This window comes from Streptomyces sp. NPDC005017 (assembly GCF_042873115.1).
GTDB lineage: Bacteria > Actinomycetota > Actinomycetes > Streptomycetales > Streptomycetaceae > Streptomyces.
Genome location: NZ_JBIALD010000019.1, coordinates 15,408 through 42,008 on the forward strand (window position 1 = coordinate 15,408; position 26,601 = coordinate 42,008).

At 70.8% G+C, this 26,601-nt stretch carries 23 protein-coding genes; 4 read left to right on the forward strand and 19 right to left on the reverse strand.

What is annotated here, in order from left to right; translation table 11 throughout:
• Positions 1-251: 251 nt before the first annotated feature.
• Entirely contained in the window at positions 252-1,190 is a 939-nt protein-coding gene (locus ACFYR0_RS25970) for a M56 family metallopeptidase (protein WP_389332681.1), read from the forward strand.
• Positions 1,191-1,237: 47 nt separating this feature from the next.
• Here the strand turns inward: ACFYR0_RS25970 and recQ are convergent, their stop codons facing one another.
• The 15 genes from recQ to ACFYR0_RS26045 form a co-directional block, all read right to left on the reverse strand.
• Entirely contained in the window at positions 1,238-3,232 is a 1,995-nt protein-coding gene (recQ, locus tag ACFYR0_RS25975; RefSeq protein WP_389333045.1) for a DNA helicase RecQ, read from the reverse strand.
• Between the two features lie 241 nt (positions 3,233-3,473).
• Complete coding sequence (gene nuoN, locus ACFYR0_RS25980) at positions 3,474-5,123, reverse strand: NADH-quinone oxidoreductase subunit NuoN (protein WP_389332684.1); 1,650 nt, start codon at positions 5,121-5,123, stop codon at positions 3,474-3,476.
• Positions 5,120-6,691: an NADH-quinone oxidoreductase subunit M gene (locus tag ACFYR0_RS25985; protein ID WP_389332687.1), complete on the reverse strand. Its 1,572-nt coding sequence runs from the start codon at positions 6,689-6,691 to the stop codon at positions 5,120-5,122. The genes nuoN and ACFYR0_RS25985 overlap by 4 nt, the downstream gene beginning before the upstream one ends.
• Positions 6,692-6,696: 5 nt before the next feature.
• On the reverse strand, positions 6,697-8,610 hold the full coding sequence (gene nuoL, locus ACFYR0_RS25990; protein ID WP_389332690.1) for an NADH-quinone oxidoreductase subunit L: 1,914 nt from the start codon (positions 8,608-8,610) through the stop codon (positions 6,697-6,699).
• Positions 8,611-8,624: 14 nt separating this feature from the next.
• Positions 8,625-8,924: an NADH-quinone oxidoreductase subunit NuoK gene (gene nuoK / locus ACFYR0_RS25995; RefSeq protein ID WP_053760538.1), complete on the reverse strand. Its 300-nt coding sequence runs from the start codon at positions 8,922-8,924 to the stop codon at positions 8,625-8,627.
• Positions 8,921-9,763: an NADH-quinone oxidoreductase subunit J gene (locus tag ACFYR0_RS26000; protein ID WP_389332693.1), complete on the reverse strand. Its 843-nt coding sequence runs from the start codon at positions 9,761-9,763 to the stop codon at positions 8,921-8,923. The genes nuoK and ACFYR0_RS26000 overlap by 4 nt, the downstream gene beginning before the upstream one ends.
• On the reverse strand, positions 9,760-10,410 hold the full coding sequence (nuoI, locus tag ACFYR0_RS26005) for an NADH-quinone oxidoreductase subunit NuoI (protein WP_389332696.1): 651 nt from the start codon (positions 10,408-10,410) through the stop codon (positions 9,760-9,762). The genes ACFYR0_RS26000 and nuoI overlap by 4 nt, the downstream gene beginning before the upstream one ends.
• A complete protein-coding gene (gene nuoH / locus ACFYR0_RS26010) occupies positions 10,403-11,770 on the reverse strand; it encodes an NADH-quinone oxidoreductase subunit NuoH (RefSeq protein WP_389332699.1) in 1,368 nt (455 codons plus the stop codon). The genes nuoI and nuoH overlap by 8 nt, the downstream gene beginning before the upstream one ends.
• Positions 11,767-14,271 carry an NADH-quinone oxidoreductase subunit G gene (locus tag ACFYR0_RS26015; RefSeq protein WP_389332702.1) on the reverse strand — a complete coding sequence of 835 codons (2,505 nt, stop codon included), beginning with the start codon at positions 14,269-14,271 and terminating at the stop codon, positions 11,767-11,769. The genes nuoH and ACFYR0_RS26015 overlap by 4 nt, the downstream gene beginning before the upstream one ends.
• Positions 14,268-15,614 (reverse strand): NADH-quinone oxidoreductase subunit NuoF, encoded by a 1,347-nt coding sequence (nuoF, locus tag ACFYR0_RS26020; RefSeq protein ID WP_389332705.1) that lies wholly within the window; start codon positions 15,612-15,614, stop codon positions 14,268-14,270. The genes ACFYR0_RS26015 and nuoF overlap by 4 nt, the downstream gene beginning before the upstream one ends.
• Entirely contained in the window at positions 15,614-16,486 is an 873-nt protein-coding gene (nuoE, locus tag ACFYR0_RS26025; RefSeq protein WP_389332708.1) for an NADH-quinone oxidoreductase subunit NuoE, read from the reverse strand. Before nuoE ends, nuoF begins: the two co-directional genes overlap by 1 nt.
• Complete coding sequence (locus ACFYR0_RS26030) at positions 16,483-17,805, reverse strand: NADH-quinone oxidoreductase subunit D (protein WP_389332711.1); 1,323 nt, start codon at positions 17,803-17,805, stop codon at positions 16,483-16,485. Before ACFYR0_RS26030 ends, nuoE begins: the two co-directional genes overlap by 4 nt.
• On the reverse strand, positions 17,802-18,536 hold the full coding sequence (locus tag ACFYR0_RS26035) for an NADH-quinone oxidoreductase subunit C (RefSeq protein WP_389332714.1): 735 nt from the start codon (positions 18,534-18,536) through the stop codon (positions 17,802-17,804). Before ACFYR0_RS26035 ends, ACFYR0_RS26030 begins: the two co-directional genes overlap by 4 nt.
• The gene (locus tag ACFYR0_RS26040; protein ID WP_003998928.1) at positions 18,533-19,087 is read right to left on the reverse strand and encodes an NADH-quinone oxidoreductase subunit B family protein; all 555 of its coding nucleotides are present in this window, start codon (positions 19,085-19,087) and stop codon (positions 18,533-18,535) included. Before ACFYR0_RS26040 ends, ACFYR0_RS26035 begins: the two co-directional genes overlap by 4 nt.
• A gap of 15 nt (positions 19,088-19,102) precedes the next feature.
• Positions 19,103-19,462, reverse strand: coding sequence for an NADH-quinone oxidoreductase subunit A (locus tag ACFYR0_RS26045; protein ID WP_007383963.1), 360 nt, complete (start codon positions 19,460-19,462; stop codon positions 19,103-19,105).
• A 717-nt stretch (positions 19,463-20,179) separates the two neighbouring features.
• Between ACFYR0_RS26045 and ACFYR0_RS26050 the strand changes: the two genes are divergently transcribed.
• Entirely contained in the window at positions 20,180-21,025 is an 846-nt protein-coding gene (locus tag ACFYR0_RS26050) for a C40 family peptidase (protein WP_389332717.1), read from the forward strand.
• A gap of 335 nt (positions 21,026-21,360) precedes the next feature.
• On the opposite strand, the gene ACFYR0_RS26055 is transcribed toward ACFYR0_RS26050, so the two are convergent.
• Positions 21,361-22,698 (reverse strand): geranylgeranyl reductase family protein, encoded by a 1,338-nt coding sequence (locus tag ACFYR0_RS26055; protein WP_389332720.1) that lies wholly within the window; start codon positions 22,696-22,698, stop codon positions 21,361-21,363.
• A gap of 47 nt (positions 22,699-22,745) precedes the next feature.
• On the opposite strand from ACFYR0_RS26055, the gene ACFYR0_RS26060 reads away from it, so the two are divergent.
• Both ACFYR0_RS26060 and ACFYR0_RS26065 read left to right on the forward strand, forming a co-directional pair.
• Positions 22,746-23,252: a GNAT family N-acetyltransferase gene (locus tag ACFYR0_RS26060; RefSeq protein WP_389332723.1), complete on the forward strand. Its 507-nt coding sequence runs from the start codon at positions 22,746-22,748 to the stop codon at positions 23,250-23,252.
• Between the two features lie 119 nt (positions 23,253-23,371).
• Positions 23,372-23,680 (forward strand): PASTA domain-containing protein, encoded by a 309-nt coding sequence (locus ACFYR0_RS26065; RefSeq protein WP_389332726.1) that lies wholly within the window; start codon positions 23,372-23,374, stop codon positions 23,678-23,680.
• A gap of 284 nt (positions 23,681-23,964) precedes the next feature.
• On the opposite strand, the gene ACFYR0_RS26070 is transcribed toward ACFYR0_RS26065, so the two are convergent.
• Genes ACFYR0_RS26070 through mqnC form a run of 3 tightly spaced genes read right to left on the reverse strand, consistent with a single transcriptional unit; the run spans position 23,965 to position 26,565 of the window.
• Entirely contained in the window at positions 23,965-24,660 is a 696-nt protein-coding gene (locus ACFYR0_RS26070) for a demethylmenaquinone methyltransferase (protein ID WP_386380585.1), read from the reverse strand.
• A gap of 60 nt (positions 24,661-24,720) precedes the next feature.
• On the reverse strand, positions 24,721-25,320 hold the full coding sequence (locus ACFYR0_RS26075) for a hypothetical protein (protein ID WP_389332729.1): 600 nt from the start codon (positions 25,318-25,320) through the stop codon (positions 24,721-24,723).
• 48 nt (positions 25,321-25,368) lie between these two features.
• Positions 25,369-26,565, reverse strand: a complete 1,197-nt coding sequence (gene mqnC, locus ACFYR0_RS26080; RefSeq protein WP_389332732.1) for a cyclic dehypoxanthinyl futalosine synthase — start codon at positions 26,563-26,565, stop codon at positions 25,369-25,371.
• Positions 26,566-26,601 lie beyond the last annotated feature (36 nt).

Sequence of the window (26,601 nt, forward strand, 5' to 3'; positions counted from 1 at the left end):
CCGCGATCCCGTGAGGGTGGGTCGCGGCCCGGCCCGCCGGGCGACGGACTGGCGACGGCCGGGCGACGGACTGGCGACGGCCGGGCGGCGGCATGGCTCCGGCCACTACCGGATCCCCTCCCGATCCGCTCACGCCGATTCCTTACGCCCACCGCCCCCCGCCGTCATACTGGCGGCGAGCGCGTCCCGCCGCGCGCGCAGCGAGGCACCGCACCCCCGCCCTACTCCCGATCAGGACCGGAGCCCGTGGCATGACCGTCTGCCTGCTCCTGCTGAGCCTTCTCGCCCTGACGGCCGCCGTGCCGGCCCCCCGCGCGCTCACCCGGGCCGCCTGGCCCGAGCGGGAGCCCGTGGTCGCACTGTGGGTGTGGCAGTGCCTCGTCGCGACCGTCCTGCTCTGCTGTCTCACCGCCCTCACGCTGAGCGCCGCCGCCGTCTTCCAGACCGTCCGCGCCCATGTCTTCGCCCCGGCGCCCGCCGAGGTGACCGCCGCCTACGACCTCACCGCCGCCCCGCCCTGGGCGACCGCCCTCACCGTCCTGCTGGCCTTCGGAGCGGCCTGGACCACCGCGATGCTGGCCCGTGAGCTGGTGGAGGCCCGCCGTCGGCGTGGACTGGCCCGCGCGCAGCTGCGCGAGCGCGCCCCCGACCTGCCCGCCGGGCTCCCGGCCTCGCGCGGCCCCCTGCTGGTGCTGGAGGACGAGTACCCAGACGCCTGGTGGATGCCGGGCAGTCCGCCCCAGCTGGTCGTCACCACCGGCGCGCTGCACCGCCTCACCGACCACCAGCTGGACGCCGTGCTCACCCATGAACGCGGTCACGCCCGCGCCCACCACGACTGGCTGCTGCATCTGTCGACGGCCCTTGCCACCGGCTTTCCCCGGGTGCCGCTGTTCGCCCACTTCTGCGACCAGACCCGCCGGCTGGTGGAGCTCGCCGCCGACGACACCGCCTCGCGCAGGTGCGGCCATCTCACCGCGGCCCTGGCACTGATCGAGCTGAACCAGCACCGCGGCGTCCTGTCCTGCGCCTCCAGCGACCGTCTGCTGCGCGAGCGCGTGGACCGCCTGCTCCAGCCGCCGCCCCGCCTGGACCGCGGCCGGCGCGCCCTGACGACCACGGTCGCGGCCCTGGTCCCGCTGCTCCCGCTGCTGATCACCTTCGCGCCGGGGCTGACCGCGCTCAACTGACCCGGCGCCCCCTGCGCCGCCCGGTCCGCCTCGGGCGCCCCTCCCGCCTACGCCCAGTCGTCCGGCTCGGGCTCGGCGTCGAACTCCGGCCAGTCGTCCGGCGCGGCGGCGGCCTCCTCGCCCGGCCCCGTGGAGCCGGGCTCGCCGTCCAGCGCGGCCAGCACTCCGAGCACGCCCTCCCCGTAGGTCGCCAGCTTCTTCTCGCCGACGCCGTTGATGGAGCCGAGCTCGCGCACCGAGCCGGGCCGGGCGAGGGCGATCTCCCGCAGCGTGGCGTCGTGGAAGATGACGTACGCCGGGACGCCCTGCTCCCGGGCCTGCTCGCCGCGCCAGGCGCGCAGCGCCTCGAAGACCGGCTGAAGCTCCTCGGGCAGCTCGACCGCCGCCGCCTTGGGCTTGCGCTCGCCTCTGCCGGAGGACGAGCCCGACCGCGATCCGGCGGGCTTCTTCGGCTCCTTGCGCAGCGGCACCTCGCGCTCGCGCCGCAGCACCGACCCGCTCTCCTCGGTGAGCACCAGCGTGCCGTACTCCCCCTCGACGGCGAGCAGTCCCTGCGCCAGCATCTGGCGGACGGCACCGCGCCATTCGGCCTCGCTCAGCTCCTCGCCGATGCCGAACACGGACAGCTGGTCGTGGTCGAACTGGATCACCTTCGCGGTGCGTCTGCCGAGCAGGATGTCGACGATCTGTCCGGCGCCGAACTTCTGCCCCCGTTCGCGCTGGAGCCGCACCACCGTCGACAGCACCTTCTGGGCCGCGACCGTGCCGTCCCAGGTCTCGGGCGGTGTCAGACAGGTGTCGCAGTTGCCGCAGGCCGTCGAGTCGGGGTCCTGGCCGAAGTAGGTGAGGAGCTGTGCGCGCCGGCATCGCGCGGTCTCGCACAGGGCGAGCATCGCGTCCAGGTGGGACGCGGCCCGGCGGCGGAACGCCTCGTCGCCCTCGCCGGACTGGATCAGCTTGCGCTGCTGGATGACGTCGTTGAGCCCGTAGGCCAGCCAGGCCGTCGAGGGCTGTCCGTCGCGGCCGGCCCGGCCCGTCTCCTGGTAGTAGCCCTCCACGGACTTGGGCAGGTCGAGGTGGGCGACGAAGCGCACGTCGGGCTTGTCGATGCCCATGCCGAAGGCGATGGTGGCCACCACGACCAGGCCGTCCTCGCGCAGGAACCGGGACTGGTGGGCCGCGCGGGTGCCCGCGTCCAGGCCCGCGTGGTACGGCACGGCCTCGACGCCGTTGGCGGACAGGAACTCCGCCGTGCGCTCCACGGAGTTGCGCGACAGGCAGTAGACGATGCCCGCGTCGCCCGCGTGTTCCTCGCGCAGGAAGCTCAGCAGCTGCTTCCTGGGCTCCGCCTTCGGCACGATCCGGTACTGGATGTTGGGCCGGTCGAAGCTGGCCTCGAAGTGGCGGGCGGCCGGCATGCGCAGCCGCTCGGTGATCTCCTGGTGGGTGGCCCGGGTCGCCGTGGCCGTGAGGGCGATGCGCGGCACGTCCGGCCAGCGCTCGCCGAGCAGGGACAAGGCGAGGTAGTCGGGGCGGAAGTCGTGGCCCCACTGGGAGACGCAGTGCGCCTCGTCGATCGCGAACAACGAGATCTTGCCGCGCCCCAGCAGCTCCAGCGTGGTGTCCAGCCGCAGCCGCTCCGGCGCCAGATAGAGCAGGTCCAGCTCACCCGCGAGGAACTCCGCCTCCACCAGGCGCCGCTCGTCGAAGTCCTGCGTGGAGTTGATGAAGCCGGCCCGCACGCCGAGTGCCCGCAGCGCGTCGACCTGGTCCTGCATGAGCGCGATCAGCGGGGAGACGACGATGCCCGTGCCGGGTCTGACCAGGGCGGGGATCTGGTAGCACAGGGACTTGCCGCCGCCGGTGGGCATGAGCACCACGGCGTCCGAGCCGGACACCACATGCTCGATGATCGCTTCCTGCTCGCCGCGGAAGGCGTCGTAGCCGAACACGCGGTGCAGTGTGGCCAGTGCCTCGCTGTCGGTCGCCACCGGCCCCCCGGTCGTCCCTGTCATCTCGCTGATCCCGCCCGTCCCGCCCATCGCCGTGCCCCCCGTACGCCGTGTCTCGACCACTGCGTCCACGATAGGCGCAGGCACCGACAGCCCCTGGAGTTATCCACAGACCCGTACGAGTGAACGCCGCGACTCTCCGTGTTCGGCCAGAAGAGTCGGCAGGAACAGGCCGCCGGATCGGCCGACCGGAGCAGCGGGCCGCCCCCGCCGGACGCGCGTGGGCCCCGGCCCCCTCACGGGGAACCGGGGCCCACGGGCGATGCCGGTCTCAGCGCACGAACACCCCGGCCTGGCCCGCCAGGTCCAGGAAGTACTGCGGCGCCACACCGAGCACCAGCGTGACCGCCACGCCCACGCCGATCGCCGTCGTCGTCAGCGGCGACGGCACGGCGACGGTCGGGCCCTCAGGCCGCGGCTCGCTGAAGAACATCAGCACGATCACCCGGATGTAGAAGAACGCGGCGATCGCCGAGGAGATCACACCGACCACGACCAGCGGCGCCGCGCCGCCCTCCGCCGCCGCCTTGAACACGGCGAACTTGCCGGAGAAGCCCGAGGTCAGCGGGATGCCCGCGAAGGCCAGCAGGAACACCGCGAACACGGCCGCCACCAGCGGGGACCGCCGGCCCAGACCGGCCCACTTGGACAGGTGCGTCGCCTCGCCACCGGCGTCCCGGACGAGCGTGACCACCGCGAACGCGCCGATCGTCACGAACGAGTAGGCGGCCAGATAGAAGAGGACGGAGGAGACGCCCTCCGGCGTGGTCGCGATGACACCCGCGAGGATGAACCCCGCGTGCGCGATCGAGGAGTACGCCAGCAGACGCTTGATGTCCGTCTGGGTGATCGCCACGATCGCGCCGCCCAGCATGGTGACGACGGCCACGCCCCACATCACCGGCCGCCAGTCCCAGCGCAGGCCCGGCAGCACCACGTACAGCAGCCGCAGCAGGGCGCCGAAGGCGGCCACCTTGGTCGCGGCCGCCATGAAGCCGGTCACCGGGGTCGGCGCGCCCTGGTAGACGTCCGGCGTCCACATGTGGAACGGCACCGCGCCCACCTTGAACAGCAGGCCCATCAGGATCAGCGCGGAGCCGACCAGCAGCAGCGCGTCGTTGCCCATGGTGCCGGCGAGAGCCGGGCTGACCTCGGGGACCGAGCCGTCGACGACCTGCGCGATCGCCGCGTACGACATCGAGCCGGAGTAGCCGTACAGCAGGGCGATGCCGAACAGCGTGAACGCGGAGGCGAACGCGCCGAGCAGGAAGTACTTCACGGCCGCTTCCTGCGACATCAGCCGCTTGCGGCGGGCCAGCGCGCACAGCAGGTACAGCGGCAGCGAGAAGACCTCGAGCGCGACGAACAGCGTCAGCAGGTCGTTGGCCGAGGGGAACAGCAGCATGCCCGCGACCGCGAAGAGCAGCAGCGGGAACACCTCGGTGGTGGTGAACCCGGCCTTCACCGCGGCCTGCTCGCTCTCGCTGCCGGGCACGGAGGCGGCCTGCGCGGCGAAGGAGTCGACGCGGTTGCCGTGCGACTGCGGGTCGAGCCGGCGCTCGGCGAAGGTGAACAGACCGACCAGCGCCGCCAGCAGGATCGTGCCCTGGAGGAACAGCGCCGGACCGTCGACCGCGATCGCGCCCATGGCCGCGACGCCCGCCTTGGTGGTGCCGTACCCGTCCGCGGCGAGCGCCACGACCGCGGCGAACGCGGCGACCAGGGCGACGACCGAGACGAACACATGGGCGTAGTAACGGGACTTGCGCGGCACGAACGCCTCGACCAGTACTCCGACGATCGCCGCGCCCACGACGATCAGGGTGGGCGACAGTTGCCCGTATTCGATCTTCGGCGCGTCGATCTTCGTGATCGGGTCGGCCGCGGTTGTCCACAGGCTGTGGACGGCTGTTGCGCTCACTTGGCCGCCTCCACCTCGGGCCGGGGGTCCTTCTTCTGTACGTCGGACATGGTGTGCTCGACCGCCGGATTGACGATGTCCGTCAGCGGCTTCGGGTAGACACCCAGGAAGATCAGCAGCACCACGAGGGGCGCGACCACGGCGAGTTCACGGAGCCTGAGGTCGGGCATCGTGGCGACCTCGGTCTTCACCGGGCCGGTCATCGTCCGCTGGTACAGGACGAGGGTGTACAGCGCGGCGAGCACGATGCCGAGGGTGGCGATGATGCCGACCACCGGGTACTCGGCGAACGTGCCGACCAACACCAGGAACTCGCTGACGAACGGCGCGAGCCCCGGCAGCGACAGCGTCGCCAGGCCGCCGATCAGGAAGGTGCCCGCGAGCACCGGGGCGACCTTCTGCACACCGCCGTAGTCGGCGATGAGCCGCGAGCCGCGCCGCGAGATCAGGAAGCCGGCCACCAGCATCAGCGCGGCCGTCGAGATGCCGTGGTTGACCATGTAGAGGGTCGCGCCGGACTGGCCCTGGGTGGTCATCGCGAAGATGCCCATGATGATGAAGCCGAAGTGCGAGATCGACGCGTACGCCACCAGGCGCTTCATGTCCCGCTGGCCGACCGCGAGCAGCGCCCCGTAGATGATGCTGATCAGGGCGAGGACGAGGATCGCGGGCGTCGCCCACTTCGATGCCTCCGGGAACAGCCCGAGGCAGAAGCGGAGCATCGCGAAGGTGCCCACCTTGTCGACGACCGCGGTGATGAGGACGGCGACCGGGGCGGTGGCCTCCCCCATCGCGTTGGGCAGCCAGGTGTGCAGCGGCCACAGCGGGGCCTTCACCGCGAAGGCGAAGAAGAAGCCCAGGAACAGCCAGCGTTCGGTGCTGGTCGCCATGTCGAGCGTGCCGTTGGCGCGGGCCTCGGCGATCTCGGGGAGCGAGAAGTTCCCGGCGACCACGTACAGGCCGATCACCGCGGCCAGCATGATCAGACCGCCGACCAGGTTGTAGAGGAGGAACTTCACGGCCGCGTACGACCGCTGCGTCGAGGCCGCCTCCTCGCCGTGCTCGTGGGCACGGTCCCCGAAGCCGCCGATGAGGAAGTACATCGGGATGAGCATGGCTTCGAAGAAGATGTAGAAGAGGAAGACGTCGGTGGCCTCGAAGGAGAGGATCACCATGGCCTCGACGGCGAGGATCAGGGCGAAGAAGCCCTGGGTCGGCCGCCACCGCTTGCTGCCGGTCTCCAGCGGGTCGGCGTCGTGCCAGCCCGCGAGGACGATGAACGGGATCAGCAGGGCGGTGAGCGCGATCAGCGCCACCCCGATGCCGTCCACGCCCAGTTCGTAGCGGACCCCGAAGTCCGCGATCCAGGAGTGGGACTCGGTGAGCTGGTACCGGTCGCCGTCGGGGTCGAAGCGGACCAGGACGCCGATGGCCAGGGCCAGCGTGGCCAGCGAGAACAGCAGCGCCAGCCACTTGGCGGCGGTGCGGCGCGCGGCGGGCACGGCGGCCGTGGCCACCGCCCCGATGGCCGGGAGCGCCGCCGTCGCTGTCAGCAGGGGAAAGGACATCGGTATCAGACCGCCCTCATCAGCAGGGTCGCGGCGACGATGAGTGCCGCACCGCCGAACATCGAGACCGCGTACGACCGCGCGAAGCCGTTCTGGAGCCGGCGCAGCCGTCCGGAGAGGCCGCCGACCGAGGCAGCCGTGCCGTTGACGACGCCGTCGACCAGGGTGTGGTCGACGTAGACCAGGGACCGGGTGAGGTGCTCGCCGCCGCGGACCAGGACCACGTGGTTGAAGTCGTCCTGGTACAGGTCGCGACGGGCGGCCCGGGTGAGCAGCGACCCGCGCGGGGCGACGGCCGGGACCGGGCGGCGGCCGTACTGGAGGTAGGCGACGGCGACGCCGATGAGCATGCAGGCCACCGTCGCGCCGGTCACCGCGCCCGCGCTGATCGGCGCGTGGCCGTGGTCGTGCCCGGTGACGGGCTCCAGCCAGTTCAGGAAGCGGTCGCCGATGCTGAAGAAGCCACCCGCCGCGACCGAGCCGACGGCCAGGAGGACCATCGGGATCGTCATGATCTTCGGCGACTCGTGCGGGTGCGGCTCGTGGCCGTCCGCGTCGGGCTGCCAGCGCTTCTCGCCGAAGAACGTCATGATCATCACGCGCGTCATGTAGAAGGCGGTGAGGGCCGCGCCCAGCAGGGCCACGCCGCCGAGGATCCAGCCCTCGGTGCCGCCCTTGGCGAACGCCGCCTCGATGATCTTGTCCTTGGAGAAGAAGCCGGACAGGCCCGGGAAGCCGATGATGGCGAGGTAGCCGAGGCCGAAGGTGACGAAGGTGACCGGCATGTACTTCCTGAGGCCGCCGTACCTGCGCATGTCCACCTCGTCGTTCATGCCGTGCATGACCGAACCGGCGCCGAGGAAGAGCCCGGCCTTGAAGAAGCCGTGCGTCACCAGGTGCATGATCGCGAAGACGTAGCCGATGGGGCCGAGGCCCGCGGCGAGGACCATGTAGCCGATCTGCGACATGGTCGACCCGGCCAGCGCCTTCTTGATGTCGTCCTTCGCGCAACCGACGATCGCACCGAACAGCAGCGTGACCGCGCCGACGATGGTGACGACGAGCTGCGCGTCCGGTGCCGCGTCGAAGATCGCGCCGGAGCGGACGATCAGGTAGACGCCCGCGGTCACCATGGTCGCGGCGTGGATGAGGGCCGAGACCGGGGTCGGGCCCTCCATCGCGTCCCCGAGCCAGGACTGCAGCGGCACCTGGGCCGACTTGCCGCAGGCCGCGAGCAGCAGCATCAGCGCGATGGCGGTGAGCCTGCCCTCGGAGCTCTCGCCGACCAGGCCGGGCTCCCCGTGCGTGCCGAGGAGGGGGCCGAAGGCGAAGGTGCCGAACGTCGTGAACATCAGCATGATCGCGATCGACAGGCCGATGTCGCCGACGCGGTTGACCAGGAAGGCCTTCTTCGCGGCCGTGGCCGCGCTGGGCTTGTGCTGCCAGAAGCCGATCAGCAGGTAGGAGGCGAGACCGACGCCCTCCCAGCCGACGTACAGCAGCAGGTAGTTGTCGGCGAGGACCAGCAGCAGCATCGCCGCGAGGAACAGGTTCAGATAGCCGAAGAAGCGGCGGCGCCGCTCGTCGTGCTCCATGTACCCGACCGAGTACAGGTGGATCAGCGAGCCGACGCCCGTGATCAGCAGCACGAACGTCATCGACAGCTGGTCGAGCCGGAAGGCGACGTCCGCGTCGAAGCCCCCGACCTGGATCCAGGTGAACAGGTGCTGGGTGACGGTGCGGTCCTCGGCGGCCCTGCCCAGCAGGTCGGTGAACAGGACGAGACCGAGGACGAAGGAGACGGCCGCCAGCGCCGTGCCGATCCAGTGGCCGACGGCGTCGAGACGCCGGCCGCCGCACAGCAGTACGGCCGCTCCGAGCAGAGGCGCCGCGATGAGCAGCGCGATCAGGTTCTCCACGATTCAGCGACCCCTTACAGCTTCATCAGGCTGGCGTCGTCGACCGAGGCCGAGTGGCGGGAACGGAACAGCGACACGATGATCGCCAGCCCGACCACGACCTCCGCGGCGGCGACGACCATCGTGAAGAACGCGATGATCTGCCCGTCGAGATTGCCGTGCATCCGGGAGAAGGCGACGAACGCGAGGTTGCAGGCGTTCAGCATCAGCTCGATGCACATGAACAGCACGATCGCGTTCCGCCTGATCAGCACGCCGGTGGCGCCGATCGTGAACAACAGGGCGGCGAGGTAGAGGTAGTTGACCGGGTTCACTTCGACGCCTCCTCGGTCCGCTTGAAGGGGGGCGGCTCGATCTCGCCACGCTCCAGGCGCTCCTCGGCGCGCTGCTCGATGGCCTTCAGATCGTTGAGCGCCTGCGCCGAGACGTCCCGGATCTGGCCGCGCTCGCGCAGGGTCTTGCTGACCGTGAGCTCCGACGGGGTGCCGTCGGGGAGCATGCCCGCGATGTCCACGGCGTTGTGCCGCGCGTACACGCCGGGCGCCGGCAGCGGCGGCAGGTGCTTGCCCTCGCGCACCCGCTGCTCGGCCAGCTCGCGCTGGGTCCTGGCGCGCTCGGTGCGCTCGCGGTGGGTGAGCACCATCGCGCCGACGGCGGCCGTGATGAGCAGCGCGCCGGTGATCTCGAACGCGAAGACGTACTTGGTGAAGATGAGGGCCGCGAGACCCTCCACATTGCCGTTCGCGTTCGCCTGGCCGAGGCCGTTGAACTCCGTCAGGGAGGCGTTGGCGATGCCGCCGATCAGCAGGATGCCGAAGCCGGCGCCGCACAGCAGGACCAGCCAGCGCTGGCCCTTGATGGTCTCCTTCAGGGAGTCCGCCGCGGTGACACCGACGAGCATCACCACGAAGAGGAACAGCATCATGATGGCGCCGGTGTAGACGATGATCTGCACGACGCCGAGGAAGTAGGCGCCGTTGGCGAGGTAGAACACCGCCAGGACGATCATGGTGCCGGCCAGGCAGAGCGCGCTGTGCACGGCCTTCCTCATCAGGACGGTGCACAGGGCGCCGATCACCGCGACCGTGCCGAGGATCCAGAACTGGACGGCCTCGCCGGTGGAGGTGGTGTAGGCGGCGAGCTGGGCGCTCATCGGCGGACCACCCCCTCCGCCGCCGGCTCGTCCTCGCCGGAGGTGGACGCCGCCTCCTGCGGGCCCTCGCCCTTGGAGACCGCGGCCTGCTGCTCCGTGCCCGGAGCGGCCTCCGTCACCAGGCCCCGGTAGTAGTCCTGTTCGTCCATGCCGGGGTAGATGGCGTGCGGACTGTCGACCATGCCCTCGTCCAGACCGGCGAGCAGCTGCTCCTTGGTGTAGATGAGGTTGGCCCGGCTGGAGTCGGCCAGCTCGAACTCGTTGGTCATCGTCAGCGCGCGCGTGGGGCACGCCTCGATGCACAGGCCGCACAGGATGCAGCGGGCGTAGTTGATCTGGTAGACGCGGCCGTAGCGCTCGCCCGGGGAGTAGCGCTCCTCGTCGGTGTTGTCCGCGCCCTCCACATAGATCGCGTCGGCCGGGCAGGCCCACGCGCACAGTTCACAGCCGACGCACTTCTCCAGGCCGTCCGGATGGCGGTTGAGCTGGTGCCGTCCGTGGAAACGGGGAGCGGTGGTCTTCTGCTGCTCCGGGTACTGCTCGGTCAGCCGCTTCTTGAACATGGCCTTGAAGGTCACGCCGAAGCCGGCCACGGGGTTCTGGAAACCGGGCTTCGACTGCTCGGTCTCCTTGGGCTCCTCAGCCATCGGACGCCTCCTTTCCATCCAGAGATCCGTCACTGGCAGTATCCGGTCCGCCACTGACAATCAGCTCCCGCTCCCGGCGCGGGCGCCTGCGCGGGGCCGCGGGCACCTCCTGTCCGGGCAGCGGCGGCACGGGGAATCCGCCCGCCATCGGGTCGAAGGGGGCGCGGTCCGCGGGCGCCGCCTCCGCCTGCCCGTCCCGGCCGCCGCGGAAGAAGTCCGCGACGAAGGAGAGCAGCAGCAGGGCGATCACACCGCCGCCGACGTACAGGGCGATGTCGGCGAAGTCGTAGTTCTCGTTGCGCAGGGCCCGCACGGTCGCGACGAGCATCAGCCAGACCAGCGAGACCGGGATGAGGACCTTCCAGCCGAGCTTCATCAGCTGGTCGTAGCGGACCCGCGGGAGCGTGCCGCGCAGCCAGATGAAGAAGAACAGCAGCAGCTGCACCTTCACGGTGAACCACAGCATCGGCCACCAGCCGTGGTTGGCGCCCTCCCAGAAGCCGCTGATCGGCCACGGGGCCCGCCAGCCGCCCAGGAAGAGCGTCACCGACACGGCCGAGACGGTCACCATGTTGACGTACTCGGCGAGCATGAACATCGCGAACTTGATCGACGAGTACTCGGTGTTGAAGCCGCCGACCAGGTCGCCCTCGGACTCCGGCATGTCGAACGGCGCCCGGTTGGTCTCGCCGACCATCGTGATCACGTAGATGATGAACGACACCGGCAGCAGCAGGATGTACCAGCGGTCCGCCTGCTGTTCGACGATCGTCGACGTCGACATCGAGCCCGAGTAGAGGAACACCGAGGCGAACGCGGCGCCCATCGCGATCTCGTACGAGATCATCTGCGCGCAGCTGCGCAGACCGCCGAGCAGCGGGTACGTCGAGCCGGAGCTCCAGCCCGCCAGCACGATGCCGTAGATGCCGACCGAGGCGACCGCGAGGATGTAGAGCATCGCGATCGGCAGGTCGGTGAGCTGCATCGTGGTGCGGGTGCCGAAGATCGAGACCTCGTTGCCGGCCGGGCCGAAGGGGATCACCGCGATCGCCATGAAGGCCGGGATCGCCGCCACGATCGGCGCGAGGATGTAGACGGCCTTGTCCGCGCGCTTGACGACGAGGTCTTCCTTCAGCATCAGCTTGATGCCGTCGGCGAGCGACTGGAGCATGCCCCAGGGCCCGTGCCGGTTGGGCCCGATGCGCAACTGCATCCAGGCGACGACCTTGCGCTCCCAGACGATGGAGAACAGCACGGTCACCATCAGGAAGGCGAAGCAGAACACCGCCTTGATCGTGACCAGCCACCAGGGGTCGCGGCCGAACAGCGAGAGGTCTTCAGCGGCGAGGAACGGGCTCATGCCTCCACCTCCTTGGGGGCCTCGCCGGCGGGGACCGCCGGGCCGATGCGGACGAGGGAGCCGGGCTGTGCCCCGGCGTCGGAGGCGACGCCCCGGCCGGTGGAGTTCAGCGGCAGCCAGACCACGCGGTCGGGCATCTCGGTGATCTCCAGCGGCAGTTCGACGGTGCCGGAGGGCCCGGTCACGACCAGGACCTCGCCGTCCCGCACCCCCGCCTCGACGGCCGTGGCCGCCGACACGCGCGCGTGGGCCGCGTGCCGCGTCCCGGCGAGCGCCTCGTCGCCCCGCTGGAGCGCGCCGAGGTCCAGCAGCAGCCGGTGCCCGGCGAGCACGGCCTCCCCGGCCGCGGGCCGGGGCAGCACACCGCCGCTCTCCCGCGGCTCGCCGGCCCGCTGACCGTCCCACGCGCCCAGCCGGTCCAGCTCGGCGCGCGCGGTCCGCAGGTCCGGCAGGCCCAGGTGGACGTCCATGGCGTCGGCCAGCATCTGGAGCACCCGCGCGTCGCCGGGCGCGAGGCGCCGGGTCATCTGGTCGGGCTTCAGCGCGGCCTCGAAGAAGCGCACCCTGCCCTCCCAGTTGAGGAAGGCACCGGCCTTCTCGGCGACCGCGGCGACCGGCAGCACCACGTCCGCCCGCGCGGTGACCTCGCTGGGCCGCTGCTCCAGCGACACCAGGAAGCCGGCCTCGTCCAGGGCCTCACGCGCGCGTGCCGGGTCGGGCAGGTCGGCGACCTCCACACCGGCCACCAGCAGGGCCCGCAGTTCGCCGGAGGCCGCGGCCTCGACGATCTGGCCGGTGTCGCGGCCGTAGCGGTGCGGGAGTTCGGCGACGCCCCAGGCGGCCGCGACCTCCTCGCGCGCCCGCGGGTCGGTGGCCGGACGCCCGCCCGGCAGCAGCGACGGCAGCGCGCCCGCCTCGATCGCGCCGCGCTCACCGGCCCGGCGCGGGATCCACACCAGCCGAGCGCCGGTCGCCGTGGCGGCCCGTACGGCGGCGGTGAGCCCGCCCGCGACGGCCGCCAGCCGCTCGCCGACGACGATCACCGAGCCCTCGGCACGCAGCGCCTCGGCGCACCGGCCGCCCGGCTCCTCCAGGCCGACGCCGCTCGCGAGCGCGTCCAGCCACTCGGTCTCGGTGCCGGGAGCGGCCGGGAGCAGTGTGCCGCCCGCCTTCTGGAGTCCGCGGGTGGCGTAGGTGGCCAGCGAGAACACCTTCTGGCCGTGTCCGCGCCAGGCCTTGCGCAGCCGCAGGAAGACTCCGGGGGCCTCCTCCTCGGACTCGAAGCCGGCCAGCAGTACGGCCGGCGCCTTCTCCAGGGAGGTGTAGGTGACACCCGTGCCGTCGAGGTCCCGGCCGCGTCCGGCGACGCGGGCGGCGAGGAAGTCGGCCTCCTCGCTGCTGTGCACGCGCGCGCGGAAGTCGATGTCGTTGGTGTCGAGCGCCACGCGCGCGAACTTGCTGTACGCGTACGCGTCCTCGACGGTCAGCCGGCCGCCGGTGAGCACTCCGGTGCGGCCGCGCGCGGCCAGCAGCCCCTCGGCCGCGGCCTGGAGCGCCTCCGGCCAGGACGCGGGCACGAGCCTGCCGTCGGCGTCGCGCACCAGGGGCGTCTCGACGCGGTCGCGCGTCTGCGCGTACCGGAACCCGAAGCGCCCCTTGTCGCAGATCCACTCCTCGTTGACCTCGGGGTCCGCCGCCGCGAGGCGCCGCATGACCTTGCCGCGCCGGTGGTCGGTGCGGGTGGCGCAGCCGCCGGAGCAGTGCTCGCACACGCTCGGCGAGGAGACCAGGTCGAAGGGCCGGGAGCGGAACCGGTACGCCGCCGAGGTGAGCGCGCCGACCGGGCAGATCTGGATGGTGTTGCCGGAGAAGTACGACTCGAACGGGTCGCCCTCGCCCGTGCCCACCTGCTGGAGCGCGCCCCGCTCCAGCAGTTCGATCATCGGGTCGCCGGCGATCTGGTTGGAGAAGCGGGTGCAGCGCGCGCAGAGCACACAGCGTTCCCGGTCCAGCAGCACCTGGGTGGAGATCGGCACGGGCTTCTCGAACGTCCGCTTCTTTCCCTCGAAGCGGGACTCGGAGTGGCCGTGCGACATGGCCTGGTTCTGCAGCGGGCACTCGCCGCCCTTGTCGCAGACGGGGCAGTCCAGCGGGTGGTTGATGAGCAGGAGCTCCATCACACCCTTCTGGGCCTTCTCCGCGACGGGCGAGCTGAGCTGGGTCTTCACCACCATCCCGTCGGTGCAGGTGATGGTGCAGGACGCCATCGGCTTGCGCTGGCCCTCGACCTCGACGATGCACTGGCGGCAGGCGCCGACCGGCGCGAGGAGAGGGTGGTCGCAGAAGCGGGGTACCTCGATGCCGAGCTGCTCGGCGGCCCGGATGACCAGGGTGCCCTTGGGCACGCTGATCTCGGCGCCGTCGATCGTCAGCGACACGAGGTCCTCGGGCGGCACCGCCGCCTCCCCGCCTCCGGAGGGAGCGCTGGTGGTCACTGTCATGCGTTCACCTCCGTACGGTCGGCCCAGGCCGTCGACTTGGCCGGGTCGAAGGGGCAGCCGCGGCCCGTGATGTGCTGCTCGTACTCCTCGCGGAAGTACTGCAGCGAGGAGAAGATCGGCGAGGCGGCGCCGTCACCGAGGGCGCAGAAGGACTTGCCGTTGATGTTGTCGGCGATGTCGTTCAGCTTGTCGAGGTCGCTCATCACGCCCTTGCCGGCCTCGATGTCGCGCATCAACTGGACGAGCCAGTAGGTGCCTTCACGGCAGGGCGTGCACTTGCCGCAGGACTCGTGGGCGTAGAACTCGGTCCAGCGGGTCACCGCCCGCACCACGCAGGTCGTCTCGTCGAAGCACTGCAGTGCCTTCGTGCCGAGCATGGAGCCCGCGGCGCCGACGCCCTCGTAGTCGAGGGGGACGTCGAGGTGCTCGTCGGTGAGCAGCGGGGTCGAGGAGCCGCCGGGCGTCCAGAACTTGAGCCGGTGCCCGGGGCGCATCCCGCCGCTCATCTCCAGCAGCTGGCGCAGGGTGATGCCGAGCGGGGCCTCGTACTGGCCGGGGCTCGCGACATGGCCGCTGAGCGAGTAGAGCGTGAAGCCCGGGGACTTCTCGCTGCCCATCGACCGGAACCATTCCTTGCCGTTCTGGAGGATGGCGGGAACCGAGGCGATGGACTCGACGTTGTTCACCACAGTGGGGCACGCGTAGAGGCCTGCCACCGCCGGGAAGGGGGGACGCAGCCGCGGCTGGCCACGGCGGCCTTCCAGCGAGTCCAGCAGCGCGGTCTCCTCGCCGCAGATGTACGCGCCCGCGCCCGCGTGCACGGTGAGGTCGAGGTCGAGTCCGCTGCCCAGGATGTCCGTGCCGAGGTAGCCCGCCTCGTACGCCTCGCGCACGGCCGCGTGCAGCCGCCGCAGTACGGGGACGACCTCACCCCGCAGATAGATGAACGCGTGCGAGGACCTGATGGCGTAGCACGCGATGACGATGCCCTCGATGAGGCTGTGCGGGTTCGCGAAGAGGAGCGGGATGTCCTTGCAGGTCCCGGGCTCCGACTCGTCGGCGTTGACAACGAGATAGTGCGGCTTTCCGTCCCCCTGCGGGATGAACTGCCACTTCATCCCGGTCGGGAAGCCGGCGCCGCCGCGGCCGCGCAGCCCGGAGTCCTTGACGTAGGCGATCAGGTCGTCCGGCGTCATGGCGAGCGCCTTGCGCAGGCCCTCGTACCCCTCGTGCCTGCGGTAGACGTCCAGGGACCAGGAGCGGTCCTCGTCCCAGAAGGCCGACAGCACGGGTGCGAGCAGCTTCTCGGGGCCGGTGTCCTTCAGTTCGGGTGCCAAGGTCATCACTCCCCCTCCTCGGCGTCAGGGCCTGCCGGGTGAGCCGGGTCGGAGGCCGATGTGTCCTGCGGCGCGTCGTGCGAGCTGAGGTGCTCGGTGGGCGACGGCTCGTGCGCCGCGCGGTCGTGCGGTTCCCTGTGCGGACCGCCGTCGCGGGGGTGGACCACGCGCGCGGGGGCGGTCTCGCCCTTGGCCAGGCGCAGGCCCACCAGCGACGCGGGTCCCGCGCTGCCGCTCGCCTCGACGGCCCCGGGGCGCTCGTCGGGGAAACCGGCCAGGATCCGCGCGGTCTCCTTGAAGGTGCACAGTGGCGCGCCCCGCGTGGGCGAGACCACCCGGCCGTCACGCAGGTCGTCCACCAGGCGCTTGGCGCTCTCGACGGTCTGGTTGTCGAAGAACTCCCAGTTGACCATCACGACCGGCGCGAAGTCGCAGGCCGCGTTGCACTCGATGTGCTCCAGGGTGACCTTGTCGTCGGCGGTCGTCTGGCCGTTGCCGACGGCCAGGTGCTCCTGGAGCGCCTCGAAGATCGCGTCGCCGCCCATCACCGCGCACAGGGTGTTGGTGCACACCCCCACCTGGTAGTCGCCGGAGGGCTTGCGCCGGTACATGGTGTAGAAGGTGGCGACGGCGGTGACCTCGGCCGTGGTCAGCTCCAGCACGTCGGCGCAGAACTGCATCCCGGTGCGGGTGACGTGTCCCTCCTCGGACTGCACGAGGTGGAGCAGCGGCAGGAGGGCGGAGCGGGAGTCCGGGTAGCGGGCGATGATTTCGCGCGCGTCGCGCTCGAGCCGTTCCCGGACGTCGTCCGGGTAGGCGGGCGCGGGCAGCTGGGGCATGCCCAGGCTCACGCCCCGCTCGGAAGAAGAGGTGGTCACCGGTCGACGCCTCCCATCACGGGGTCGATGGACGCGACGGCGACGATGACGTCGGCGACCTGGCCGCCCTCGCACATCGCCGCCATGGCTTGCAGGTTGGTGAAGGACGGGTCGCGGAAGTGGACCCGGTAGGGGCGGGTGCCGCCGTCGGACACGGCGTGCACGCCGAGCTCGCCCTTGGGTGACTCGACGGCCGCGTACGCCTGTCCCGGCGGGACGCGGAAGCCCTCGGTGACCAGCTTGAAGTGGTGGATCAGGGCCTCCATGGAGGTGCCCATGATCTTCTTGATGTGGTCGAGGGAGTTGCCGAGGCCGTCCGGGCCGAGCGCGAGCTGGGCGGGCCAGGCGATCTTCTTGTCGGCGACCATGACCGGGCCGGGCTGGAGCCGGTCCAGGCACTGCTCGACGATCCCGAGCGACTGGCGCATCTCCTCCAGGCGGATGAGGAAGCGGCCGTAGGAGTCGCAGGTGTCGGTGGTCGGGACGTCGAAGTCGTAGGTCTCGTAGTCGCAGTAGGGCTGCGTCTTGCGCAGGTCGTGCGGCAGACCGGTCGAGCGCAGGATCGGGCCGGTGGCGCCGAGGGCCATGCAGCCGGCCAGGTCGAGGTAGCCGACGTCCTGCATACGGGCCTTGAAGATCGGGTTCCCGGTGGCGAGCTTGTCGTACTCCGGGAGGTTCTTCTTCATCTTCTTCACGAACTCGCGGATCTGGTCCACCGCGCCGGGCGGCAGGTCCTGGGCGAGTCCGCCGGGGCGGATGTAGGCGTGGTTCATCCGCAGGCCGGTGATGAGCTCGTAGATGTCGAGGATCATCTCGCGGTCGCGGAAGCCGTAGATCATGATCGTGGTCGCGCCGAGCTCCATGCCGCCGGTGGCGATGCACACCAGGTGGGAGGAGAGCCGGTTCAGCTCCATCAGGAGCACCCGGATGATCTTGGCCCGGTCGGTGATCTGGTCCTCGATGCCGAGGAGCTTCTCGACGGCGAGACAGTAGGCGGTCTCGTTGAAGAAGGACGTCAGGTAGTCCATGCGCGTCACGAACGTGGTGCCCTGCGTCCAGGTCCGGTACTCGAGGTTCTTCTCGATGCCGGTGTGGAGGTAGCCGATGCCGCAGCGGGCCTCGGTGACGGTCTCGCCGTCGATCTCCAGGATCAGGCGGAGCACTCCGTGCGTGGAGGGGTGCTGGGGGCCCATGTTGAGGACGATGCGCTCGTCGTCGGCACGGGCCGCGGCCCTGACGACCTCGTCCCAGTCGCCACCGGTGACCGTGTATACGGTGCCCTCGGTGGTCGCGCGCCCCGTTGCGTGCTGCGTGCTCATGAGTACGACCTCCGCTGGTCCGGAGCCGGGATCTGGGCGCCCTTGTACTCGACGGGGATGCCGCCGAGGGGGTAGTCCTTGCGCTGCGGGTGGCCCTGCCAGTCGTCCGGCATCATGATCCGCGTCAGGGCCGGGTGGCCGTCGAAGACGATCCCGAAGAAGTCGTACGTCTCGCGCTCGTGCCAGTCGTTCGTCGGGTAGACCGGGACGAGCGAGGGGATGCGCGGGTCGCCGTCGGGGGCGCTGACCTCCAGCCGGATCAGCCGGTTGTGGGTGATCGAGCGCAGGTGGTAGACGGCGTGCAGCTCGCGGCCCTTGTCCTCGGGGTAGTGCACCCCGCTGACGCCGGTGCACAGCTCGAAGCGCAGGGCCGGGTCGTCGCGCAGGGTGCGGGCGACGCGCGGCAGGTGTTCGCGCTCGATGTGGAAGGTGAGTTCGTCGCGGTCGACGACCGTCCTCTCGATCGCGTTCTCGGGGAGCAGGCCCTGCTCCTCCAGCGCGCCCTCGAGTTCGTCGGCGACCTCGTCGAACCAGCCGCCGTAGGGGCGGCTCGCCGGGCCGGGGAGCCGGACCGAGCGCACCAGGCCGCCGTAGCCGGAGGTGTCGCCGCCGTTGTTCGCGCCGAACATGCCGCGCTGGACGCGGATCTCCTCGCCGCCCTGACCGCGCTGGCCGGGGAGGTTGGAGGCGCTCAGGTCCTTCTCGGGGTTCACCCCGCTCGCGTCGCTCACCGCAGCAGCCCCTTCATCTCGATCGTCGGCAGGGCCTTGAGCGCCGCTTCCTCCGCCTCCCGGGCCGCTTCCTCCGCGTTCACGCCGAGCTTGGAGGTCTGGATCTTCTGGTGGAGCTTGAGGATCGCGTCCATCAGCATCTCGGGCCGGGGCGGGCAGCCGGGCAGGTAGATGTCGACCGGGACGATGTGGTCGACGCCCTGGACGATGGCGTAGTTGTTGAACATGCCGCCCGAGGAGGCGCAGACCCCCATGGAGATCACCCACTTGGGGTTCGGCATCTGGTCGTAGACCTGCCGGAGCACCGGCGCCATCTTCTGGCTGACCCGGCCGGCGACGATCATCAGGTCCGCCTGGCGCGGTGATCCGCGGAAGACCTCCATGCCGAAGCGCGCCAGGTCGTACCGGCCGGCGCCCGTGGTCATCATCTCGATGGCACAACAGGCGAGGCCGAACGTGGCGGGGAAGACGGACGCCTTGCGCACCCAGCCCGCGGCCTGCTCGACGGTGGTCAGCAGGAATCCGCTCGGCAGCTTTTCTTCGAGTCCCATGTCCTTTAAGGCCCCTCAGTCCCATTCCAGGCCGCCGCGCCGCCACACGTACGCGTAGGCGACGAAGACGGTGAGCACGAAGAGCAGCATCTCCACGAGCCCGAACACACCCAGGGCGTCGAAGGTGACGGCCCAGGGGTAGAGGAAGACGATCTCGATGTCGAAGACGATGAAGAGCATCGCCGTCAGGTAGTACTTGATGGGGAAGCGCCCGCCGCCGGCCGGCGTGGGGGTCGGCTCGATGCCGCATTCGTAGGCTTCGAGCTTGGCGCGGTTGTACCGCTTCGGACCGATCAGCGTGGCCATGACCACGGAGAAGATCGCAAAGCCTGCCCCGAGGGCTCCCAGTACGAGGATGGGCGCATACGCGTTCACCGCTCCTCGCTCCTCTCAGTCGGCACTGACTGCTGGCGGGTGGTACCGGGGCTCACTTCCGCCTCGTCCGCCCCCTCAACCCCGTTCGTCCCGGACGAAGATCGAGAACATGTGAAGCAGGTCACAAGCCCAACTGCCTCGCATCCTATGCCCGGCGCTCTGTGATCTGCGACACGGGGTATTCCACAAGCTTTGTGATCTCCACCACCTGACGAAGGATCATGAAGTCGGATGAGCGGTGATCTTCACACTCGAAGCGTCAGAGTGATCACCAGAGGTGACATTTTCGCTCGTCGGGCCAGCTCAGGAGGGGCGTCTCCATATCAAGAGGGTTCGCCTGCATGCAAATTGGTGCTGGACGTCCCCCCTTGATAGAGGGCGGCATTCACACATCAGGGGGAGGTCCGGGGCGAGATGTGGACGTGTGCACGCGTTCACGAGCGCCCGGCGGACCCCGGAGCGCGCGAGACGCAGCCTCCCGGGTGACCGTTCCGTGACCTCCGCCACATCCGTGAGAGGCGGATGAAAACCGGGCTTGGCCAACGGTCTCAACCAGTGGTAGGCGCCGGGCAATCCGGACGTAACGACGAAAGCCCATGATCACAGGCTTGGAAGGGTGTGTCCGTAATGCCCGTTACGGCGTCAATAAGGAGCCGGGCGAGGGGTTTTCGCGACGCCGATTGAACAACTGTGGCGCAGCCCACGTTTCTTGTAGGTATGGAGGAGCCCCTGATACCGATTGCTCTCATGTCCCACACCGCTCACATACGCAGCCACCGGAAGCCCCGCCGCACCGCGTCCTCGACGATCGCGATGCGCGCCGGAGTCGCCGGTGGCGTTCTCAGCATGGCGGCGGCCGGTGCGTCGGCAACGGCCAACGCCGCCGAGCCGGTGACGCAGACGATCGAACTGCCCACCCTCACGGCCGACCTGTCCACTCATGTCGCCGAGTCCGCGGACGCCATGGAGCTGGCCGCCGCGAACTACGAGCTGGCCGCCGAGCGTGACGCGGCCGCCGCCCAGGCCGCCAAGGAGGCCAAGGCGGACCTCGCGGTGGCGAAGAAGAAGGAGGAGGCCCGGAAGAAGGCCGCCGAGGAGGCCGCAGCCCGCCGGGCCGCGGCAGAGGAGGCCGCCTCCCGCTCCGCGGAGCGGACCGAGCTCAGCACGGCGTCCGCGCCCGCCTCCGACACCGCGTCGGCCCCGGCCAGCGGCTCCGTGGGCACCGTCATCGCCTTCCTCAAGGCTCAGCTGGGCGACGCGTACGTCATGGGCGCCACCGGCCCCAACGCCTGGGACTGCTCCAGCCTCGTCCAGGCCGCCTTCCGCGAGGTCGGCGTGGACCTCCCCCGCGTCTCCCAGGACCAGTCGATGGTCGGCACCGAGGTCGGCACGTCCAACCTCCAGGTCGGCGACATCCTCTACTGGGGCGGCAAGGGCTCCGCGTACCACGTGGGTGTCTACATCGGTGACGGCCAGTACCTGGACGCGGCCAACCCCTCCAAGGGCGTCGTCATCCAGGACCTGTCCGGCTACCCGGCCTCGGGCGCGGTGCGCGTGCTCTGAGCCGCGCGAGACGCTCCGGCGCACGCAGGACCGGGTGAAGGGCCGCAGCCGCTCGGGGGCAGCGGCCCTTCACCGTTTGCGCGGTGGGGTGTTCGGGCCGCGCGGTCGCCCGAAAGGTCCGTTCGACCTGAAAGGTCCGGACAACCTGAAAGGTCCGGACGGCCCGAAAGATCTGGTCCGCCCGAAAGATCTGGTCGGCACGCGGACGAGCGGGCATGACCGATACGTCGGAACGGCCCGGGTGATACGCCAGGAGGGCTCGGGCGGTATGCCCGAACGGTCCCGCAGCGCACGGATTTTCGCCGGGCGCCCCTTTCCGGGGCGCCCGGCCTCGTTCACGCCTTGGGTGCCACCTTGCTCAGCCCGTTGATGATGCGGTCCATGGCGTCGCCGCCGGCCGGGTCGGTGAGGTTGGCCAGGAGCTTGAGGGTGAACTTCATCAGCATCGGGTGCGTCAGGCCCCGCTGCGCGGCGATCTTCATGACCCTCGGGTTGCCGATGAGCTTCACGAAGGCACGGCCGAGCGTGTAGTAGCCGCCGTAGGTGTCCTTCAGGATGCGCGGGTAGCCCTGGAGGGCCGTCTCGCGCTGGGCGGGCGTCGCGCGGGCGTGGGCCTGGACGATGACCTCGGCGGCGATCTGCCCGGACTCCATGGCGTAGGCGATGCCCTCGCCGTTGAACGGGTTCACCAGGCCGCCGGCGTCACCGACGAGCAGCAGGCCGCGCGTGTAGTGCGGCTGGCGGTTGAAGGCCATCGGCAGGGCGGCGCCGCGGATCGGGCCGGTCATGTTCTCCGGGGTGTAGCCCCAGTCCTCCGGCATGGAGGCGCACCAGGCCTTGAGCACCTCGCGCCAGTCCAGCTCCTTGAAGGAGTCGGAGGTGTTGAGCACGCCCAGACCGACGTTGGAGGTGCCGTCGCCCATGCCGAAGATCCAGCCGTAGCCGGGCAGCAGCCGGTCCTCGCCGGGGCCGCGGCGGTCCCACAGCTCCAGCCAGGACTCCAGGTAGTCGTCCTCGTGGCGCGGGCTCTCGAAGTACGTGCGGACGGCGACGCCCATCGGGCGGTCCTCACGGCGGTGCAGGCCCATCGCGAGGGACAGCCGGGTGGAGTTGCCGTCGGCGGCGACCACCAGCGGGGCGTGGAAGGTGACTTCACGCTTCTCGTCGCCGAGCCTGGCCTTCACACCGGTGATGCGGCCGGTGCGGTCGTCCACGATCGGGCCGGAGACGTTGCACTGCTCGAAGAGCCGGGCGCCCGCCTTCTGGGCCTGGTGGGCGAGTTGCTCGTCGAAGTCGTCCCGTTTGCGGACCAGGCCGTAGTCGGGGAAGGAGGCGAGATCCGGCCAGTCGAGCTGGAGGCGGACGCCGCCGCCGATGATCCGCAGGCCCTTGTTGCGCAGCCAGCCGGCCTCCTCGGAGACGTCGATGCCCATGGCCACCAACTGCTTGACGGCACGCGGGGTGAGGCCGTCGCCGCAGACCTTCTCGCGCGGGAACTGGGTCTTCTCCAGCAGAAGGACGTCGAGACCGGCCCGGGCCAGGTGGTAGGCGGTGGTGGAGCCTGCTGGCCCCGCGCCCACGACGATCACGTCTGCGGTGTTGTCGGAGAGGGGCTCGGTCACGGCGGGATCTCCCCAAGGCTCGAAATCTGCGTGCCGACCGGCACTGGACATGGGCAGTCTATGCAGCACAATTGATCAACCGGCTGAAGGGCTGCCCCGTGAACCGAGCTCTCCCCGCTGTACGGCTGCGCGTTCCGACCGACGAGGACGCCGTCGTGTGGCACCGGATCTTCGATCACCCGGACGTCATGGAGTTCCACGGCGGCAGGGCCTGGGAGCTGTCCGCGTACGAGGAGCTGACCGCCCGCCAGCGCCGGCACGACGCCGAACTGGGCTTCTGCCTGTGGAGCGTGCTCGACGGGTCCGGCGAGGTCGTCGGCTTCACCGGGGCCCAGCCGTGGCCGGGCGAGTGGGGGCCGAGGGGCAGGATCGAGATCGGCTGGCGGCTCGCCCGCCCGCACTGGGGCAAGGGGTACGTCACCGCGGCCGCGCGGGAGACCCTGGAACGGGTCCGCACGGCGGGCGTGGACGACGTCGTGGCCATGGTCGACGCCCGGAACGCCCGCTCGATCGCGGTGATCGACCGGCTCGGCATGCGGCTGGCCGACACGTTCGTCAGCCCGGAGTCGAAGCAGCAGGGCCGCTGCTACGAGCTGAACCTGTGACACACGGTAACCAGTTGCTACAGATAGCGACTTGACGCTTCCGGGCGGCACCCCCCGGCGTTACCCTGCCAGTACCGCTGGGGGTGACATCTGTGAGTTTCACACGCAAAACACCCGAAGTGCATGTGCCGAAACTCGTCGGGCTGATGGCCGTGGACGCCCGCCGCGAGGCCGAGGAGCACGGGGTGCTCCTCGCCGCGCCGGACCGGCCCGACTTCCATCTCGCCGTCGTCGACTACGTCGTACGGCAGTATCCGCCGCCCGGTGCGGAGGTGCCGCGGGACGCCGTCGTCACGGTGTGGTTCGACTTCGGGCGGGGCGAGGGCGGCGGAGGCGTACGGGAGCCGCGGCTGCCGCGCCCCGGGGGCGGCGGACTGGAACGGGAACTGGACGAGCCGGGCGATCCGTACCCGACCCTGGCAGGCTGACGGCCGGCAGCGGACGGTGGCGGGTGACGGCTGACGGTGGCGGGTGACGGCTGACGGTCGCGGGCGCCGGCAGCGGACGGTCGCGGGCGCCAGCAGCGGACGGTCGCGGGCGCCGACCGGCGACCGACGACCGACGGTGACGGCTGACGGCTGACGGCTGACGGCTGACGGCTGACGGCTGACGGCTGACGGCTGACGGCTGACGGTCGCGGGTGCCGGCTGCGGACTGTGACGGGCGTCGGCGGACGGTGGCGGACGGCGGCGCGGGGGCCTCGCCCGTGCCCTCAGGCCCGCTTGAACCCCCGGTGCAGGGCCACGACCCCGCCCGTCAGGTTGCGCCACGCCACGTCCGACCAGCCGGCGTCCTTCAGCCGGGCCGCCAGCGCGGGCTGGTCGGGCCAGGCGCGGATGGACTCGGCGAGATAGACGTACGCGTCCGGGTTGGAGGACACCGCGCGGGCGACCGGCGGCAGGGCGCGCATCAGGTACTCGGTGTAGACCGTGCGGAACGGCGTCCAGGTCGGGTGCGAGAACTCGCAGATGACGACGCGCCCGCCGGGCCGGGTGACCCGGTACATCTCGCGCAGGCCGGTGTCGAAGTCCTGGACGTTGCGCAGGCCGAAGGAGATCGTCACCGCGTCGAAGGTGTCGTCCTTGAACGGCAGCCGCGTGGCGTCGCCCGCGGTGAACGGCATCCAGGCCTGGCGCCGCTTGCCGACGCGGAGCATGCCGAGGGAGAAGTCGCAGGGCACGACGTAGGCGCCGGCCTGCGTGAAGGGCTGCGAGGACGTGCCCGTACCGGCGGCGAGGTCCAGGATCTTCTGCGCGGGGCGGGCGTCGACCGCCTTCGCGACCTCCTTGCGCCAGCGCCGGTCCTGCCCGAGGGACAGCACGTCGTTGGTGAGGTCGTACCGTTCCGCCACGTCGTCGAACATCGAGGCGACTTCGTGCGGCTGCTTGTCCAGGGATGCGCGGGTCACGGGTTCATTGTGGCAGCAGGGGGTGCGGCGGCCGGGCAGCGGCCCTCCCGCCGGTGCGCGTCAGCGCGCCCGGTAGAGCAGCCGTCCGCCCAGCACCGTGGCCACACAGGTGCCGGCCCCCTCCCGTACCAGGGCCGCACGGTCCGGCACGTCGAAGACGGCGAACCGGGCCGGGCCGCCCGGCAGCAGGGGAGGCAGCAGGATCAGCGGAACGGGGGAGAAGGACGGCGGGCCCGGCAGTGACGGCGGGCGCAGCCCCACGAGCAGCCCAGCGCGCCGCACCGCGTCCAGCGCGCCCCGCTCCCGCAGCTCCCCCGCGACGGCGACGGTCCCGTGCGCCAGGAGCCGCTGCACGCCCCGGCGTGCGCTGGCGCCCCGGCGGGCGGGGTCCGCGCGGAACAGCGCCTCCGCGCGCGGCCCGCCGATCGGCCGGGTGCCGTACGTGTCGGCCTCCCGCGGGTCGGGGTGGTAGGTGTGCTCCAGCAGCTCCGGCCCGTACGGGTTGAGCAGTCCGGGCGTGAGGATGCCGGGCCAGCGCCGCACGCGTGCCTGCGGGTGGGCGGCGGTCAGCTCCTCGTACCGGCCGACGGCGGCGAGGTGCGCGCCGTCGACCAGCACGGCGGCCTCCGGCGAGGCCTCGGCGACGTGAAGGGTCGGCAATTCGGACCAGTTCCACTGCGGTCCGCCCGTTCCGGCGGAGCGGGGCTGTCAGTTGGCGGCGAGGATCTTCAGCTCGGGGTGGGCCGTGCCGCCCTCGATGGCGGTCGAGGAGATGTGGGAGACCACGCGCTCGTCGACGGGGTCGTTCGCCGGGTCGTCGTGCACGAGGAGGTGCTCGTACGTCGTGCTGCGCTGGGCCGGGACACGGTCGGCGCCCCGGATCATCTCGATCATCTCCATCAGGTTGGAGCGGTGCCTGGCACCGGCCGCGGAGACGACGTTCTCCTCCAGCATGATCGAGCCGAGGTCGTCCGCGCCGTAGTGCAGGGTCAGCTGTCCCGCGTCCTTGCCCGTGGTGAGCCAGGAGCCCTGGATGTGCGCGACGTTGTCGAAGAACAGCCGGGCGATCGCGATCATCCGCAGGTACTCGAAGATCGTGGCCTGGGTGCGGCCCTTCAGATGGTTGTTCTGCGGCTGGTACAGGTACGGGATGAAGGCCCGGAAGCCGCCCGTGCGGTCCTGCACGTCACGGATCATGCGCAGGTGCTCGATGCGCTCGGCGTTGGTCTCGCCGGTGCCCATCAGCATGGTGGAGGTCGACTCCACGCCCAGGTTGTGCGCGGTCTCCATGATCTCCAGCCAGCGCTCGCCGCTCTCCTTCAGCGGGGCGATCGCCTTGCGCGGCCGCTCCGGGAGCAGCTCGGCGCCGGCGCCCGCGAAGGAGTCGAGACCGGCCGCGTGGATGCGCTGGACGGCCTCCTCCACGGACACCTCGGAGATCCGCGCCATGTGCTCGACCTCGCTCGCCCCCAGGCTGTGGATGACGAGCTGCGGGAACTCCTTCTTGATGGCCGAGAAGTGCTTCTCGTAGTACTCCACGCCGTAGTCCGGGTGGTGGCCGCCCTGGAACATGATCTGGGTGCCGCCGAGTTCGACGGTCTCCGCGCAGCGGCGCAGGATGTCGTCGAGGTCGCGGGTCCAGCCCTTGTCGCTCTTGGGCGGGGCGTAGAACGCGCAGAACTTGCACGCCGTCACGCAGACGTTCGTGTAGTTGATGTTGCGCTCGATGATGTACGTCGCGATGTGCTCGACACCGGCGTAGCGGCGGCGGCGTACGGTGTCGGCGGCCGCGCCCAGCGCGTGCAGCGGGGCGTCGCGGTAGAGGTCGAGCGCCTCCTCGGGGGTGATGCGCCCGCCCCCGGCGGCTCGGTCGAGGACGGACTGGAGGTCGGCCTTCTCGGTCACCGGGGTGCCCCTTTCGTCAAGGGTTGTGGACGGACT

Excerpts from the sequence above, each read along its gene's own strand:
- ACFYR0_RS25970 (WP_389332681.1), top strand. The coding sequence starts at position 252 with ATGACCGTCTGCCTGCTCCTGCTGAGCCTTCTCGCCCTGACGGCCGCC.
- recQ (WP_389333045.1), bottom strand. The coding sequence starts at position 3,232 with ATGGGCGGGACGGGCGGGATCAGCGAGATGACAGGGACGACCGGGGGG.
- ACFYR0_RS25985 (WP_389332687.1), bottom strand. The coding sequence starts at position 6,691 with ATGTCCTTTCCCCTGCTGACAGCGACGGCGGCGCTCCCGGCCATCGGG.
- ACFYR0_RS26000 (WP_389332693.1), bottom strand. The coding sequence starts at position 9,763 with ATGAGCGCCCAGCTCGCCGCCTACACCACCTCCACCGGCGAGGCCGTC.
- nuoI (WP_389332696.1), bottom strand. The coding sequence starts at position 10,410 with ATGGCTGAGGAGCCCAAGGAGACCGAGCAGTCGAAGCCCGGTTTCCAG.
- nuoH (WP_389332699.1), bottom strand. The coding sequence starts at position 11,770 with ATGAGCCCGTTCCTCGCCGCTGAAGACCTCTCGCTGTTCGGCCGCGAC.
- ACFYR0_RS26015 (WP_389332702.1), bottom strand. The coding sequence starts at position 14,271 with ATGACAGTGACCACCAGCGCTCCCTCCGGAGGCGGGGAGGCGGCGGTG.
- nuoF (WP_389332705.1), bottom strand. The coding sequence starts at position 15,614 with ATGACCTTGGCACCCGAACTGAAGGACACCGGCCCCGAGAAGCTGCTC.
- ACFYR0_RS26030 (WP_389332711.1), bottom strand. The coding sequence starts at position 17,805 with ATGAGCACGCAGCACGCAACGGGGCGCGCGACCACCGAGGGCACCGTA.
- ACFYR0_RS26040 (WP_003998928.1), bottom strand. The coding sequence starts at position 19,087 with ATGGGACTCGAAGAAAAGCTGCCGAGCGGATTCCTGCTGACCACCGTC.
- ACFYR0_RS26050 (WP_389332717.1), top strand. The coding sequence starts at position 20,180 with ATGGAGGAGCCCCTGATACCGATTGCTCTCATGTCCCACACCGCTCAC.
- ACFYR0_RS26055 (WP_389332720.1), bottom strand. The coding sequence starts at position 22,698 with ATGTCCAGTGCCGGTCGGCACGCAGATTTCGAGCCTTGGGGAGATCCC.